14 protein-coding genes are annotated in these 15,491 nt (G+C 74.4%); 3 read left to right on the top strand and 11 right to left on the bottom strand.

Going from position 1 to position 15,491, the window contains the following annotated elements; genetic code table 11:
• Positions 1–107: 107 nt before the first annotated feature.
• The 7 genes from OSB71_RS13975 to rpsD all read right to left on the bottom strand — a co-directional run bounded on the left by OSB71_RS13975 (position 108) and on the right by rpsD (position 7,597).
• Positions 108–935, bottom strand: a complete 828-nt coding sequence (locus OSB71_RS13975) for a shikimate dehydrogenase (RefSeq protein ID WP_265948106.1) — start codon at positions 933–935, stop codon at positions 108–110.
• Positions 932–2,773: an endolytic transglycosylase MltG gene (gene mltG, locus OSB71_RS13970; protein ID WP_265948104.1), complete on the bottom strand. Its 1,842-nt coding sequence runs from the start codon at positions 2,771–2,773 to the stop codon at positions 932–934. Before mltG ends, OSB71_RS13975 begins: the two co-directional genes overlap by 4 nt.
• Positions 2,774–2,866: 93 nt before the next feature.
• Positions 2,867–3,331 carry a Holliday junction resolvase RuvX gene (gene ruvX, locus OSB71_RS13965; protein WP_265948102.1) on the bottom strand — a complete coding sequence of 155 codons (465 nt, stop codon included), beginning with the start codon at positions 3,329–3,331 and terminating at the stop codon, positions 2,867–2,869.
• A complete protein-coding gene (gene alaS, locus OSB71_RS13960; protein ID WP_265948100.1) occupies positions 3,331–6,009 on the bottom strand; it encodes an alanine--tRNA ligase in 2,679 nt (892 codons plus the stop codon). The genes ruvX and alaS overlap by 1 nt, the downstream gene beginning before the upstream one ends.
• A complete protein-coding gene (locus OSB71_RS13955; protein ID WP_265948098.1) occupies positions 5,996–6,376 on the bottom strand; it encodes a DUF6167 family protein in 381 nt (126 codons plus the stop codon). Before OSB71_RS13955 ends, alaS begins: the two co-directional genes overlap by 14 nt.
• A gap of 9 nt (positions 6,377–6,385) precedes the next feature.
• A complete protein-coding gene (locus tag OSB71_RS13950; protein ID WP_265948096.1) occupies positions 6,386–6,823 on the bottom strand; it encodes a DUF948 domain-containing protein in 438 nt (145 codons plus the stop codon).
• 162 nt (positions 6,824–6,985) lie between these two features.
• Complete coding sequence (rpsD, locus tag OSB71_RS13945; RefSeq protein ID WP_265948095.1) at positions 6,986–7,597, bottom strand: 30S ribosomal protein S4; 612 nt, start codon at positions 7,595–7,597, stop codon at positions 6,986–6,988.
• Between the two features lie 55 nt (positions 7,598–7,652).
• Here rpsD and OSB71_RS13940 point away from each other — a divergent pair, with 55 nt between their 5' ends.
• Positions 7,653–8,534 (top strand): DUF2470 domain-containing protein, encoded by an 882-nt coding sequence (locus OSB71_RS13940; RefSeq protein WP_265948094.1) that lies wholly within the window; start codon positions 7,653–7,655, stop codon positions 8,532–8,534.
• 46 nt (positions 8,535–8,580) lie between these two features.
• Here OSB71_RS13940 and OSB71_RS13935 read toward each other — a convergent pair whose 3' ends face one another.
• The 4 genes from OSB71_RS13935 to OSB71_RS13920 are packed head-to-tail and all read right to left on the bottom strand — an operon-like array spanning position 8,581 to position 12,675.
• Positions 8,581–9,936, bottom strand: coding sequence for a replication-associated recombination protein A (locus OSB71_RS13935; protein ID WP_265948092.1), 1,356 nt, complete (start codon positions 9,934–9,936; stop codon positions 8,581–8,583).
• Between the two features lie 41 nt (positions 9,937–9,977).
• On the bottom strand, positions 9,978–10,628 hold the full coding sequence (locus OSB71_RS13930; RefSeq protein WP_265948343.1) for a vitamin K epoxide reductase family protein: 651 nt from the start codon (positions 10,626–10,628) through the stop codon (positions 9,978–9,980).
• Between the two features lie 59 nt (positions 10,629–10,687).
• Complete coding sequence (gene hisS, locus OSB71_RS13925) at positions 10,688–11,947, bottom strand: histidine--tRNA ligase (protein ID WP_265948091.1); 1,260 nt, start codon at positions 11,945–11,947, stop codon at positions 10,688–10,690.
• Between the two features lie 14 nt (positions 11,948–11,961).
• Entirely contained in the window at positions 11,962–12,675 is a 714-nt protein-coding gene (locus tag OSB71_RS13920; protein WP_265948090.1) for an MBL fold metallo-hydrolase, read from the bottom strand.
• A 272-nt stretch (positions 12,676–12,947) separates the two neighbouring features.
• Here OSB71_RS13920 and OSB71_RS13915 point away from each other — a divergent pair, with 272 nt between their 5' ends.
• Both OSB71_RS13915 and OSB71_RS13910 read left to right on the top strand, forming a co-directional pair.
• Positions 12,948–13,760 (top strand): peptidylprolyl isomerase, encoded by an 813-nt coding sequence (locus OSB71_RS13915; RefSeq protein ID WP_265948088.1) that lies wholly within the window; start codon positions 12,948–12,950, stop codon positions 13,758–13,760.
• 406 nt (positions 13,761–14,166) lie between these two features.
• Entirely contained in the window at positions 14,167–15,393 is a 1,227-nt protein-coding gene (locus OSB71_RS13910; RefSeq protein ID WP_265948087.1) for a DUF349 domain-containing protein, read from the top strand.
• The last annotated feature ends 98 nt before the right edge of the window (positions 15,394–15,491 follow it).

Below are 15,491 nucleotides of genomic sequence, written 5' to 3'. Positions count from 1 at the left end.
GTGCTCCTCAATCGCCAGTGCTTGCACCGATCTTCCCACGGGCGCCGGGCGGCGTATCGCGCCGGTCCAGCCTGCGGACCGCCGGGGCCCGGCAGCGGACGTGCGGGCTACCCGCCCAGCGCCGCCTCGCCCGCCTTCCGCATCGCCGCCAGCGGCGCGGGGGCGCGTCCGGTCATCTGCTCGACCTGGAGCACGGCCTGGTGGACCAGCAGGTCCAGGCCGCCCAGCAGGCGCCCGCCCGCCGCCTGCCACGCGCGGGCCAGCGGGGTGGGCCACGGCTCGTAGAGCACGTCGAACAGCGTGCCGGGGCGCTCGGGCACCCGCGCGGCCAGGGCGTCCGTCGCGCCGGCCGGGGTCGTGGCGATCACCAGGGGCTCGCGCAGCGCCTCGGCCGCCCGCTCCCACGGCGCGGTGCGCACGCGCACCCCGAGGCGGTCGCCCCACCCGCGCATCTCCTCGGCGCGCGCGGCGCTGCGCACGTAGGCGGTCACCGTGCCGGGGCAGACGCGGGCCAGGGCGGCGAGCGCGGACGAGGCGGTGGCGCCCGCGCCGAGCACGGCCGCCGAGGGCACCTCGGCCACGTCGCGCTCGCGCAGGGCGGCCACCAGGCCCGGGATGTCGGTGTTGTCCCCGTGCCGCTGTCCGTCCTCGGTGAAGACCACGGTGTTGACGGCCTCCACGGCGACGGCCGTGGGGCTGACCCGGTCCAGCAGCGGGATGACGGCGCGCTTGAGCGGCATGGTCAGCGACAGGCCCGCCCAGCCCGGTCCCAGACCGTCCAGGAAGGCGGGCAGGCCCGCCTCGTCCACCTCGAACCGCTCGTAGGTGTGGCCGGTGAGCCCGAGTTCGGCGTAGGCGGCGCGGTGGAGCACCGGGGAGAGGGAGTGGGCGATCGGGGAGCCCAGCACCGCGGCGCGCGTGCGGGCCCGCGTCACTCGCCCCCCTCCTCGCGCTTCTTCGCCTGCTCGGCGTTGAAGTCCAGCACGTGCTCCTGGTGCTCCTCGTAGGACTCGCTGAAGCGGGTGTCGCCGGGCTTGACGGTGACGAAGTAGAACCACGGCCCGTCGGTGGGGTTGAGCGCGGCCTCCAGGGCCTGGTGGCCGGGGTTGTCGATGGGGCCGGGCGGCAGGCCGGGGTACTTGTAGGTGTTGAAGGGGTGGTCGATGTTGGTGTCGTCGACGGAGACGTCCAGCGTGGAGCGATCGAGCGCGTAGTTGATGGTGGAGTCGAAGTCGAGCTTGCCGTTGGTGGCCGTGTTGTCCGGCTGGAGCCGGTTGTAGATCACCTGGGAGACCTTGCCGAAGTCGTCCTTCTCCTGGGCCTCAGCCTGGATGAGCGAGGCGATGATGAGGACCTCGTAGGGGGTGCGGTCCACCTTGGCGGCTTCGGCCTCCAGCGAGACGCCGGCGAACTCGTCCTTGGCCCGCTGCACCATCTCCTTCAGGACGGCCTCCGGGTCGGAGTCCTCGCTCACCGAGTAGCGGGAGGGGAAGAGGAAGCCCTCCACGTTCCCGTCGGCCCACTCCGGCAGGCCCAGGTCGGCGCTCTCGGCGACCTTCTCGGTGGTGCCTTCGGCCGAGCCGGTCTGCTCGTCGATCAGCTCGTAGATGCGCGTGGCGCGCAGGCCCTCGGGGATGATCAGGCCCGTCTGGCTGGCCGGGTCGAGCATGAGCTTGAGCGCCTCGGCGGCCGACATCTGCTGGCGCAGCGTGTAGATACCGGGCTGGATCGACTTCGACGCCTCGTCCGCGTTGCTCACCTCGATGAAGGCGGCCTCGCTCTTCACCACGTCCTCGGCCGCCAGGATCTTGGCCATGTCCGCGGCGATGGCGCCCTCGGGGATGGTGACGGTGACCTCGCCGGTGCCGGCGCCGGAGTAGTCGGGCGCCGAGGCGAAGCGGCTCTGGTAGAAGCTGTAGCCGCCGTAGGCCACCGCCGCGCCGCCGCCGACCAGGACCAGGCCGACGATGAGGCAGGCGGCCCGGTTGCGGCGTCTGGCGCCGTCGCGCCGGCCGCGTGCGGTGCGGCGCTCGGCCCGGGTGGACGGCTCGCGCGGCTCCTCGTCGTCGTCCGGGCCCCGGCCGCCGCCGCGCGGCTGCGGGTCGTCGAGGGTCTCGTCGCCGTCCTGGGCTTCGAAGAAGGCGTGCCCGGCCCCGTCGGGACCCGCCTGGCCCCACGCCGTGTCCGGGGCGTCGGGCGCCGCGTCGTCCCAGCCCGCGCCGGTGTCCTGGCCCGGGTGGCCTGGAGCGTGCGGTGGGCCGCCGGGGTCGGGAGCCGCCTCGTCCCAGCCCGGACCAGGGCCCTGCCCCGGGCCGCCCGGGCCGGGGCCCGCCTGGCCCCAGCCCGCGCCCGGACCCTGACCCGGGTGAGCGGGACCCTGGCCGGGGTGGCCGGGACCCTGGCCCGGGTGGCCGGGGCCGCCGGGGTGCTCCGGGGGGCGTGTGTGCTGCGGCTGGGGGGGCGGGTAGGCGTCCGGCGCGGGGTAGTAGGTGGAGTAGTCGGGGTAGCCCGCGTAGTCGGCGGGGTCGCCGTAGGGCTGCGGCGGCTGCTGGCCGTACTGCTGGCCGTAGGGTTCGCCGAGCCCGGGGGGCGGGGGCGGGTGCGGGTTTTGCCAGTTCCCGTAGGCGTCCTGCTGCTGGGGGTAGTGCGGCTGCTGCCCGTAGGCGTCCCAGCCCTCCGGCTGCGGGGCGGCGGTGGCACCGTCCCACTCCCGGTCTCCGTAGAGCGGGTCCTCGGGGTGCCACGGTTGGGAGCCCCGGCCGTACTCAGTCATCGTTCCCCTTGCCGCGTCGGCAGCGTGCCCGTGCGCGTACGGCGTTCGCTCTCCTGGCGGGGCCGTAACGCGCGGAACGTTACCGTACGTCGATCAGACAACCGTTTCGACGCACTGCCCAGGCGGCTCCCCCGACACCCGTTCAGTCTCCAGCGCGCTCTGCAGGATGACGACGGCGGCGGCCTGGTCGATGCGCGAGCGCCCCTTCTTGGCGCTCACCCCCGAGGCACGCAGGGACTGCGCGGCCGAGACGGTGCTCAGGCGCTCGTCCACCAGCCGCACCGGTACCGGCGCGACGCGGCGTGCGGCCTCCCGGGCGAAGGCGCGCACCTTCTCGGCCGCCGGCCCCTCGCCGCCGCTGAGCGACCGGGGCAGCCCGATGACGACCTCCAGTGGCTCGTACTCGGCCACGAGTTCGGCGAGCCGCCGGTGGGCGGCGGGCCGGTCGCGGCCGGGCACCGTCTCCACCGGGGTCGCCAGGAGCCCGTCGGGGTCGCACGAGGCGACCCCGATGCGGGCGTCCCCGACGTCGACGGCCAGCCGCCGACCACGGCGCATCAGCCGCCCACCAGGCTCTCGCCGACCTGCCGCTCGACGGCGGCCAGCGCCTCGTCGACGGCGGCCGGGTCCTGGCCGCCGCCCTGCGCGATGTCGGGCTTGCCGCCACCGCCGCCGCCGAGCGTCCGGGCGGCGGTGCGCACCAGGTCGCCGGCCTTCAGGCCCCGCTCGCGGGCGGCCTCGTTGGTGGCGATGACGGTGAGCGGGCGGCCCTTCACGACGCTGAACAGCGCGACGACGGCGGGCCGGTCGCCGGGGATGCGGCCCCGCACGTCCAGCACCAGCCTGCGCAGGTCGTCGGCGGCGGTGCCGTCCGGGACCCGGGCGGTGACCACGGCCGTCCCGCGGACGTCGGCGGCGCCCTGGGCGAGTCCGGCGGCGGCCTGGAGCACCTTCTCGGCGCGGAAGCGCTCGATCTCCTTCTCGGCGTCCTTCAGCCGGGCGAGCATGCCGGAGATCTTCTCGGGCAGCTCCTCGGGACGGCCCTTGACCAGATCGGTGAGCTGGGAGACCACGGTGTGCTCGCGGGCGAGGAACTGGTAGGCGTCCACACCCACCAGCGCCTCCACCCGGCGCACGCCCGAGCCGATGGAGGACTCGCCCAGCAGCTTCACCAGGCCGAGCTGGGCGGTGTTGTGCACGTGCGTGCCGCCGCACAGCTCCTTGGAGAAGTCCCCGATGGTCACCACGCGCACTCGCTCGCCGTACTTCTCGCCGAACTCCGCGATGGCGCCCTGCTTGCGGGCCTCGTCCATCGACATCACCTCGGCGGTGACGTCCAGCTCCCGGGCCAGCACCTCGTTGATCTTCTGCTCGACGTCCCCGAGCACCGTGCCGGGGACGGCGGCGGGCGAGCCGAAGTCGAACCGGAAGCGGCCGGGGGCGTTCTCCGACCCGGCCTGGGCGGCGGTCGGGCCGAGCGCGTCGCGCAGCGCCTGGTGGGTGAGGTGGGTGGCGCTGTGGGCGCGGGCGATGGCCCGGCGGCGCACGACGTCGATCACACAGTAGCCCCGGGCGCCCACGACGACCTCGCCGACCTGGACGGCGCCCTTGTGCACGCTGACGCCGGGCACCGGCTGCTGCACGTCGCGTACCTCGATGACGGCGCCGCTCTCCAGCCGCACGCGCCCGGTGTCCGCGAGCTGGCCGCCGCCCTCGGCGTAGAACGGGGTGCGGTCCAACACGACCTCCACCTCGTCGCCCTCGTGGGCGGCCGGGGCGGAGGCCCCGTTGACCAGCAGGCCGACGACGGTCGCCTCGCCCTCGGTGTGGAGGTAGCCGGTGAACTCGGTGGCCCCGGCGGCGTCGGCGACCTCGCGGTAGGCGGACAGGTCGGCGTGGCCGGTCTTCTTGGCCTGCGCGTCGGCCTTGGCGCGCTCGCGCTGCTCGGCCATCAGGCGGCGGAACCCGGGCTCGTCCACCGTCAGGCCCTGCTCGGCGGCCATCTCCAGGGTGAGGTCGATGGGGAAGCCCCAGGTGTCGTGGAGCAGGAAGGCCTGGTCGCCGGAGAGGACGGTGCCGCCCTGGGCCTTGGCCTGGCTGACGGCGGTGTCCAGGATGTTCGTGCCGGCCCGCAGCGTCTTGAGGAAGGCGGCCTCCTCGGCGCGGGCGACGGCCTGGATGCGCTCGCGGTCGGTGACCAGCTCCGGGTACTGCAGCCCCATCGTGTCCACGACGACGTCGACCAGGGTGCCGATCACCGGCTCGGTGGAACCGAGGATGCGCAGGTTGCGGATGGCGCGGCGCATGATCCGGCGCAGCACGTAGCCGCGGCCCTCGTTGCCGGGCGTGACGCCGTCCCCGATGAGCATCACGGACGTGCGCAGGTGGTCGGCGATCACGCGCAGCGCGACGTCGCTGTCCACGTCCGCGCCGTAGCGCACCCCGGTCAGCTCGGTGGCCTTGTCGATGACGACGCGCAGGGTGTCCGTCTCGTACATGTTCGGGACGCCCTGGAGGATCATCGCCAGGCGCTCCAGGCCGAGACCGGTGTCGATGTTCTTGGCGGGCAGGTCCCCGAGGATCTCGAAGTCGTCCTTGCCGGTGCCCGGGCCGCGCTCGTACTGCATGAAGACCAGGTTCCAGATCTCCACGTACCGCTCGTCGTTGACGGCCGGCCCGCCCTCGGCGCCGAACTCCGGGCCGCGGTCGTAGTTGATCTCCGAGCACGGGCCGCAGGGCCCGGGCACGCCCATGGACCAGAAGTTGTCGGCCTTGCCCAGCCGCTGGATGCGTTCGGCGGGGACGCCGACGACGTCGCGCCAGATGCGCTCGGCCTCGTCGTCGTCCTTGTAGACGGTGATCCACAGGCGCTGCGGGTCGAGGCCGTAGCCGCCGTCGGCGACGGAGGAGGTCAGCAGCTCCCAGGCGAGCTGGGCGGCGCGCTCCTTGAAGTAGTCGCCGAAGGAGAAGTTGCCGCACATCTGGAAGAAGGTGCCGTGCCGGGTGGTCTTGCCGACCTCCTCGATGTCCGGGGTCCGCACGCACTTCTGGACGCTCACGGCCCGCGGGTAGGGCGGCTTGGCTTCACCGAGGAAGTACGGCTTGAAGGGGACCATGCCCGCGGGGACGAGCAGCAGCGTCGGGTCGTCCGCGATCAGCGACGCCGACGGCACGACGGCGTGCCCACGCTCCTCGAAGAAGCTCAGCCAGCGGCGGCGGATTTCAGCCGACTCCATCAGTGGTCCTCTTTTCCGTTCCTGTGGTGGGGCGGGCCAGTTCGGCCTGCCGGTCGGTTCCGGTGACGCGGGGGCGGGCGGCCTGCGCGGGCAGCGTCCGGGCCGCGGGGGACGCGGGCGCGGGACCGGGCTCCGGGGGCGCGGCGCTCAGCCCCAGTGCCTCGGTCAACTCGCGCTCCCGCTGCGCCATTCCCGCCCGGACGTCGACGGCCAGCTCGCGCAGCCGGTGCCCGGTGTCGACGGCCCGGTCGGCGGCGCGCGCCGCCAGCGACTCGGGCGTGAGGCTGCGCAGCTTGCGGTTGACCTTGGTGGTGGCCCACACGCCGGCGGCGGCGCCGGCGCTGAACCAGAACGTGCGGCGGAACATGGGGGGTGCTCAGTCCTTTCCGCCCCGGCGCCGCCAGCCGCCCCGCCGGGCGCGGGGCACGGAGCGGCCCACGACGACGGTGGCCGGGGTGCGGGGCGCTTCTCCCTTGCGGCCGAGTGCGCGGCGCACTCCGTACCCGAACGCGGCCACCTTGACCAGGGGGCCGCCGAACGCGGTGGAGACGGTGGAGGACAGCGCGGAGGCGTTCGCGGTGACCTCCTGCACGTCGGAGGCGATGGCGTCCACCCGGTCGAGCTGGGACTGCGCCGAGCGCACGGTGGCGGAGGCCTCGCCCAGCAGGGGAACGGCCTGCTCCGTCACGTTCGCCACCAGCTCGGTGGCGGCCTTGAGCGTCTGCGCGAGCCGCACCAGCACGACGGCGAGGAACGACACCAGGATCGCCCAGAACACGGCCACCAGCAGGCCGGCCACCTCTCCACCGGACACGACGCACCGCTTCCCTTGGGGTTCAAGTCCAGGGACCGACCCTATCGCGCCGCGATCGGTGTGCCGTACCGGATTGTGCCGTGCCGCGGGGGTGTTGCCCGGGCCGCGGACGCCGACGGCGGGCTCCCGGTCCTCCGGGGCCCGCCGTAGCCGTGCGCGGCGTCAGCGCGCGTAGTACTCGACGACGAGCTGCTCGTCGCAGATGACCGGGATCTCCTTGCGGTTGGGGTCCCGGTCCAGGCGGAACGCCAGCGCCTGGAGGTTGACCTCCAGGTAGCGCGGGGTCTCGCCGTCCAGCGCGTAGCCGCCCTCGCGCGCCACCTGGAAGGGGTACTTCTCCCGGGAGCGCTCGCGCACCGTCACCACGTCGTCGGGACGCACGCGGAAGGAGGGCTTGTCGACCTTGCGGCCGTTGACCGCGATGTGGCCGTGGACGACCATCTGGCGCGCCTGGTAGATGGTGCGGGCGAGGCCGGCCCGCAGCACGAGCGCGTCCAGTCGGCGCTCCAGCTCGACGATCAGCGCCTCGCCGGTCTTGCCCTCGGCCTTCTGCGCGCGGTCGTAGGCGCGGACCATCTGGCGCTCGCTGATGTCGTACTGGGCGCGCAGCCGCTGCTTCTCCAGCAGACGGACCTTGTAGTCGCTGTTCTGCTTGCGGCCGCGGCCGTGCTCGCCCGGCGGGTAGGGGCGCTGCTCGAAGTACTTGACCGCCTTCGGGGTCAGCGCGATGCCGAGCGCCCGCGACTTCTTGACCTTGGGACGCGACTGGTTCACGTTGAACGAACCTCCGTGTAAGTTAGGTGAGGCTTACCTTAGCGGAGGAGAACGCATGTTTCGACCAGGGAGTCCCGTGCCCGGCGCCCGTGCTGAGGCCGGGACGGATCAGCCGCGTCCCGTGGAAGAAAGCGCCGGTCGGCCTGGAGCGGCCGAGCGCGTACGAACCCTCGTGGAGTCCAGCGTATCCGCCCGGCTCAGCATCGCGGGCGCCGAGTCCTCCGGCGCCGCCACCACCTCGACGGCCCGGGCCGTCACCCCGCGGGGAGACGTGATTGTGCTGGTCAGCGCCGACTCCCCGGTCGCCCGGGCGGCCGTCCACGCACCCGGCGACGACGTGGCCGCTGTGATGGAGATCACCGATGTGGCGCCTGTCTCGGTGCCGCACCGCATCCGCGGCCGCGCCCAGGTCGCCGGCTGGCTGACGGCCTCCCCCGCCGGCGCCCACGCCGGCGCCGACGCCGACGCCGGGGAAGCCGCCGCCGCGCTGCTGCGCGAGCGCGAGCCCTACGGTCCGCTGCCCTTCGGTCCCGACCGGGTGATGCTGCGCCTGGAGTTCGGCGAGGCCGTGGTCGAGGACCTGTGGGGGGAGGGCCACGTGGAGCCGGAGGAGTTCGCCGCCGCCCGGCCCGACCCGCTCGCGGCCCACGAGGCGGAGCTGCTCCAGCACCTCGCGTCGGCCCACGGGGACCAGGTGCTGGCCCTGTGCGCCCTGCTGGGCGAGCGGGCGGAGCGGTGCGCGGCCGGGTTGCGCGGAGTGCCGTTGGCGCTGGACCGCTTCGGGCTGCGCGTGCGCTACTGCCCGACCGGGCCGACGGCCGCGCCGGGCGCCTCCGCGGCGTTCGACGCGCACTTCCCCTTCCCGCAGGCCGTCACCGACGTCGCGCAGCTCCGCCACGCGATGCACGGCCTGTTCGACGCGGCCGGCGTGGACTGACGCCCGCCCACCGGGGCGGCGCCCGGGCAAGGCGGCGCCCGGGCGGCTAGGGGTTCTCGCCGCGCAGCCGCGCCCGCACGCGGTCCGCCACCTCGGCGTAGCGCGCCTCGGTCCCGTACCGGGTCGGCTCGTAGTAGCGCTTGCCGTGGACGGCGTCGGGCGCGTACTGCTGGGCCGCGACGCCGCCGGGCAGGTCGTGCGGGTACTGGTAGCCCTGCCCGTGCCCGAGCTTGCTGGCGCCGCCGTAGTGGCCGTCGCGCAGGTGGGCCGGCACCGGCCCCGCGTGCCCGGCCCGGACGTCGGCGAGCGCGGCGTCGATCGCGGTGTAGGCGGCGTTGGACTTCGGCGCGAGGGCCAGGGCGATCGTCGCCTGGCTGAGCGTGATGCGGGCCTCGGGGAAGCCGATCATCGCGACGGCCTGGGCGGCGGCGACCGCGGTGGACAGGGCCGTGGGGTCGGCCAGGCCGATGTCCTCGCTGGCGGAGATCATCAGCCGGCGGGCGATGAAGCGCGGGTCCTCCCCCGCCTCGATCATCCGCGCCAGGTAGTGCAGCGCCGCGTCCACGTCCGAGCCCCGGATGGACTTGATCAGCGCGCTGGCCACGTCATAGTGCTGGTCGCCGTCGCGGTCGTAGGTGACCGCGGCGCGGTCGACGGCCTCCTCCAGCGTGGCCAGGGTGACGGCCTCCTCGCCCTTGGCCGAGGCGGCCCCCGCGCCCGCCTCCAGCGCGGTGAGCGCCCGGCGCGCGTCGCCCCCGGCGATGCGCAGCAGGTGCCCTTCCGCGTCTTCGGGCAGGGTGAGCGCGCCGGCCAGGCCCCGCTCGTCGGCCACGGCGCGGCGCAGCAGGCCGCGCACGTCCTCGTCCGTCAGCGGCTCCAGGGTGAGCAGCAGCGAGCGGGACAGCAGCGGGGAGATCACCGAGAAGTACGGGTTCTCCGTGGTGGCGGCGATGAGCGTGATCCAGCGGTTCTCCACGGCCGGCAGCAGGGAGTCCTGCTGCGCCTTGGAGAAGCGGTGGATCTCGTCCAGGAACAGCACGGTGTCCTTGCCGTAGGCGCCCGAGGAGCGGCGGGCGCCGTCGATGACCGCGCGCACCTCCTTGACACCCGCGGTGATCGCCGACAGCTCCACGAACCGCTTGTCCGTGGCCCGGCTGACCACGTAGGCCAGCGTCGTCTTGCCGGTGCCGGGCGGGCCCCACAGCAGGACCGAGGACGCGCCCGCCGGGCCGCCCGCGCCCTCGCCCACCAGGCGGCGCAGCGGCGAGCCGGGGCGCAGCAGGTGCTGCTGGCCCACCACCTCGTCCAGTGTGCGCGGGCGCATGCGCACGGCGAGCGGGCTGGCTGCCGGGTCCTTGGACTGGCGTTCCTCTGCGGCGGCGGTGAACAGATCGGGCTCCACGCCCCCGAGCCTAGGTCACGCCACCGACAACCCCGCCGGCCTCAGCGCAGCCAGAAGTCCCACCAGCGGGTCAGGACCAGCATGCCGATGACGCCCACGTGCGCCACGGGCAGCACCCAGGGGAACTCCAGCACCAGGCGGCGCAGCCCTTCCGGAGCCGGGACGAGGCGGTGGCGCAGGGTGTGCGCGAGGGTGTACCAGAACATCACCAGCGTGCCGACCCAGGCCAGGCAGCACCACAGGCACAGCGCGTTGATGTGGTACAGCGACTGGTACATCAGCCAGGTGCAGAAGGCGACGCCGAAGAAGGTGCCGCCGAGCAGCCCGCGCCAGAACCAGGGCGCGAACCGGGCCCCGGCCAGCACCGCGACGCCGATGGTGAGCACCGCCGGGTACGTCACCAGGCCGAGCATCGGGTTCGGGAAGCCGAACGCCTCCGACTGCGCGCTCTCCATCACATTGCCGCAGGAGACGACCGGGTTGAGGCTGCACGCGGGGGTGAACGTCTCCCCCGCGAGCTCCGCCTCCATGATCTTGATCTTGTCCAGCGTGATGACCCAGGCGGCCAGCAGGCCCGCCAGGGCGCTGACGATCAGCGTCCAGGCGTAGCCGCGCGTGGCCGCGACGGTGCCCTTGGGGCTGCCGTGGTGTGCGGTGCCGTCCGCTGCGGGGGGTGCCGTCTCGGTCATCATCGCGCTCGTGGTCCCGTCGTCGGTGATCTGCTGCTCATTGTGCACCAACGAAGGGCCGGTCAGCCCAGTTTCGTTCGGACCTCGGTGACCACCGCATCGAGCGGCACGGGGGTCTGCTCGCCGCTGTCGAGGTCCTTGAGCTGGACGACGCCTTCGGCCAGGTCCCGCTCGCCGAGCACCAGCGCGTACCGGGCGCCGGAGCGGCCCGCGGACTTCATCGCGTTCTTCAGGCCCTTGCCGCCGTAGGCGAAGTCGGCCGCCACGCCCGCCCTGCGCAGGGCGGTCAGGACGCCGAACAGCGCGCGCCGGGCCTCCTCGCCGACCGGCACGGCGAACACCTGCGTGCGGGCGGGCAGGTCCAGCTCCACGCCCTCGGCCCGCAGCGCCAGCACGGTGCGGTCCACGCCGAGCGCCCAGCCCACCGACGGCAGGGCCGGGCCGCCGATCATCTCCGACAGCCCGTCGTAGCGGCCGCCGCCGCCGACGGCCGACTGGGCGCCCAGCCCGTCGTGGACGAACTCGAAGGTGGTGCGGGTGTAGTAGTCCAGGCCGCGCACCAGGCGCGGGTCGTCCTCGAAGGCGACCCCGGCCGCGGTCAGCAGCTCGCGCACCTGCTCGTGGTAGTCCGTGCACGCCGCGCACAGGTGGTCGCGCATCAGCGGCGCCCCGGCGAGCCGGCCGCGCACCGACTCCCGCTTGTCGTCCAGCACGCGCAGCGGGTTGATCTCCACGCGGCGCAGCGTCTCCGCGTCCAGGTCCAGGCCGCGCAGGAAGTCCTGCAGCGCCGCCCGGTAGACGGGACGGCAGGTGGCGTCGCCCAGGGAGTTGAGCAGCAGCCGCACGTTCCGCAGGCCCAGCGAGCGGTAGGCGTCGGCGGCCAGGATGACCAGCTCGGCGTCGAGCGCCGGGTCCTCCGCGCCCAGGGCCTCGGCGCCCACCTGGGAGAAGTGCCGGTAGCGGCCGGCCTGCGGGCGCTCGTAGCGGTAGTAGGAGCCGGAGTACCACAGCTTCACGGGCAGGGCGCCGCGGTGCAGGTTCGCCTGGAGCGCGGCGCGCAGGACGGAGGCGGTGCCCTCGGGGCGCAGCGCGAGCTCGTCGCCGCCCTTGGTGGTGAGGGTGTACATCTCCTTGGTGACGATGTCGGTGGACGCGCCCACCCCGCGGGCGAAGAGCTCCACGTGCTCGAAGCCCGGGGTCTCGACGTAGCCGTAGCCGGCGCGGCGCAGCGGCGCGGAGATGGCCTCGCGCACGGCCAGGAAGTCGGCGGACTCCGGCGGAAGCAGGTCGTAGGTGCCCTTGGGGGCCGAGAAGGTGCTCATGGGGAGGTCTTGGTTCACATTCCTCGTCGGGGAGCCGCCGTGCCCGGGGCTCCGCTGCCGGCGGCCGCTTCCCGCAGGAAGGGGTTGGCGGCGCGTTCGCGGCCGATGGTGGTCTGGGGGCCGTGCCCGGCGAGCACCACGGTCGAGTCCTCCAGCGGCAGGCACACGCGGGCCAGCGACTGCATGATCTCGTCCGGGTCGCCCCCGGGCAGGTCGGTGCGTCCGATGGAGCCGGCGAAGAGCAGGTCGCCCGAGAAGAGGACCGGGGGGACGTCGGCCTGTCCGGGCATCGCGAAGGTCACCGACCCCTTGGTATGGCCCGGGGCGTGCGCGACGGACAGGTCGAGGCCGGCCAGGCTCAGCCGGGCGCCGTCGCTCAGCTCGCGCACGTCGTCGGGCTCGCCGACGGTCAGGTCGCCCATGAGCTGGGTGCCGATCGAGCGGCCGAGCGCCTTCTCCGGGTCGCTCATCATGTAGCGGTCGTCCGGGTGGATCCAGGCGGGCACGTCGTGGGCGCCGCAGACGGGCACCACCGAGGCGACGTGGTCCACGTGGCCGTGGGTGAGGACGACGGCCACGGGCTTGAGCCGGTGCTTGGCGATGGCCTCCTCGACGCCGTCGGCGGCCTGGTGGCCGGGGTCGATGATCACGCACTCCTCGCCTGCGGCGGGGGCGACCAGGTAGCAGTTGGTCCCCCAGGCCCCGGCGGGGAACCCGGCAATGAGCACGATCGTCCTTCAGTCGTCGGGTGCCGGTCCTCGGGCGTCGGCCGTCGGGCGTTCGCCCGCCGGTCCTCGGCCCTCGGGCGGCGCGGGACAGGTCGGCACGAAGCCTACCGGCGCGGTGGCGCGGGCCGCGAACCCGTATACGGTACGGCCTGGCGGCGCCCGGCCCGGCGCGGAGCGCGGCCGTCCGGCGCGGCGCGCGGGCCGCGGGCCCGGCGCGGCGGCGCGGGCAGGACGCGGCGGCCGGGCTAGGCGAAGCGGAAGGAGACACGCACGTGGTCAGCAAGGAGCAGCGGCGCAAGGAACTGGCGCGGCGCAAACGCCGGCGGCAGCTCGAACGGCGGGCCACCGCCGACCGCCGGGCCAAGCTGCGCAACGCCGTCATCGCGGTCGTGCTGGTGCTCGTCGTGGGCGGGGGCGGCACCGTGGTCGCGCTGGCCCTGGGCGGTGACGACGGGCGGGAGCGCGACGACACCGCCGCCCCCACCGCGTCGCCCAGCCCGTTCGACGACCCCTGCGAGAAGCCGGCGGAGGGCGAGCCGAACGGCAAGCAGTGGGAGGAGAAGCCGGAGCTGACCATCGACACCTCGGCCTCCTACACGATGGCGCTGGAGACCACCTGCGGCTCCATCGAGATCGCCCTGGACGCCGAGCACGCCCCCGAGACCGTGAACTCCTTCCACTTCCTGGCCGGTGAGGACTACTTCGACCACACCCGCTGCCACCGCCTGGTGGACCAGGGCATCTTCGTGCTCCAGTGCGGCGACCCGCAGGGCAACGGGCAGGGCGGTCCGGGCTACTCGCTCCCGGACGAGAACCTGGACGACGCCGACGTCGCCGACGGCACCTACCCGGCGGGCACGGTGGCCATGGCCAACGCCGGTCCGGACACCGGGGGCAGCCAGTTCTTCCTGGTGTACCAGGACAGCCCGCTGCCGGCCGACTACACGCCGTTCGGGAAGATCACCGAGGGCATGGACGTGCTGACCGAGATCGCACAGGCCGGTTCCGAGCCGGACCCGCAGATCCAGGCCACCGTCCCGCGCGCCACCGTCGTGATCGAGGACGCCGTCGTCCGCGAGGGCTGACGACGCCGCCGGGCGGTGCGCGGGCGCCCCGGGCGGGTGCGCGCGGACCCCGGGCGGGTGCGCGCGGACCCCGGGCGGGTGCGCGCGGACCCCGGGCGGGTGCGCGCGGACCCCGGGCGGGTGCGCGCGGACCCCGGGCGGGTGCGCGCGGACCCCGGGCGGGTGCGCGCGGCCGGGCCCGTGCCGGACGCCGGCTTCCGTCTCCGCCATGGAACACACCGTGCGCGGGGGAGGCTGTTCGGCTCCGGGTGCGGACAGCCCGCCCCCCTCTCGCCTATGTTGGCGGTGTGCAGGGTTCCTGCTCCGGCCAGGTGACCAGCACGGTGAACATCGGATGCCGGACGAAAACCGTGGACGATGCCGGGGGCGCGCGGTGCCCCGTCGGGCGTCATGTGGAGGAGGCGCTGTGAGCAGCGACCCGTGGGGCCGCGTCGATGAGACGGGGACCGTATACGTGCGGACGGCCGACGGCGAGCAGGTGGCCGGGTCGTGGCAGGCCGGCACCCCCGAGGAGGCCCTCGCCTACTTCAAGCGCAAGTACGAGGGCCTCGTCGTGGAGATCGGCCTCCTGGAACGCCGGGTGAAGACGACCGACCTGTCCGCCAAGGACGCGCTGGCCGCCATCGGACACCTGCGCGACCAGGTGGACGCCCACCACGCCGTGGGCGACCTGGACGCCCTGCGCACGCGGCTGGACGCGCTGACCGAGCGGGTGGAGGCCCGCAAGGAGGAGCGCAAGGCGAGGAAGGCCAGGCAGGCCGAGGAGGCCCGCAGGGCCAAGGAGGAGCTGGTCGCCGAGGCCGAGGAGCTCGCGCGCAGCGACCAGTGGCGGGTGGCCGGTGAGCGGCTGCGGGCCCTGGTGGACACCTGGAAGGGCCTGCCCCGCCTCGACCGCACGTCCGACGACGAGCTGTGGCACCGCTTCTCGCACGCCCGCTCCGCCTTCTCCAAGCGGCGCAAGGCGCACTTCGCGGCGCTGGACGCGCAGCGCGAGCAGGCCCGGCAGCGCAAGGAGAAGCTCGTCACCGAGGCGCAGGCCCTGTCCGGCTCCACCGACTGGGGCGCGACGGCGGCCCGCTACCGCGAGCTGATGCAGGACTGGAAGGCCGCCGGGCGGGCCCAGCGGGAGCACGAGGAGGACCTGTGGCAGCGCTTCCGCGCGGCGCAGGACGTCTTCTTCCAGGCGCGCGGCGAGGTCTTCGCCGAACGCGACGCCGAGCAGCGGGAGAACCTCACCCGCAAGGAGGAGCTGGTGGCCGAGGCGGAGAAGCTGCTGCCGGTCACCGACCTGAAGGCGGCGCGCGCCGCGTTCCGCTCCGTCAACGAGCGGTGGGACGCGATCGGGCACGTCCCGCGGGACGCCCGCCCCCGCATCGAGGGCCGGATGCGTGTGGTGGAGCAGGCCATCCAGGAGGCCGAGGACGCGGAGTGGCGGCGCACCAACCCCGAGGTGCGGGCCCGCGCGGCGGGGCTCACCGGCCAGCTCCAGGACGCGGTCGACAAGCTCCGCGCCGACGCGGAGTCCGCCCGCGCGGCGGGCAACACCGCCAAGGCGGAGAAGCTGGAGAAGGAGCTGGCCGGCCGCAAGGCGCTGCTGGACCAGGCGCTCAAGGGCCTGGAGGAGCTGGGCTGACGGCCGGGGCCGGTCCGCCGTCCGTCGGCGGGCCGGCCCCGCGCGGAGACGACGCGGCGGGCCCCGGGGGGGGGGGGCCCCGGGGCCCCCCCCGGCCC

The sequence above is a fragment of the Streptomyces marinisediminis genome (assembly GCF_026262575.1).
Taxonomy (GTDB): Bacteria; Actinomycetota; Actinomycetes; order Streptomycetales; family Streptomycetaceae; genus Streptomyces; species Streptomyces marinisediminis.
Note: the sequence above shows the minus strand (reverse complement) of the source record. Positions and strands in the feature narration are given on the sequence as shown.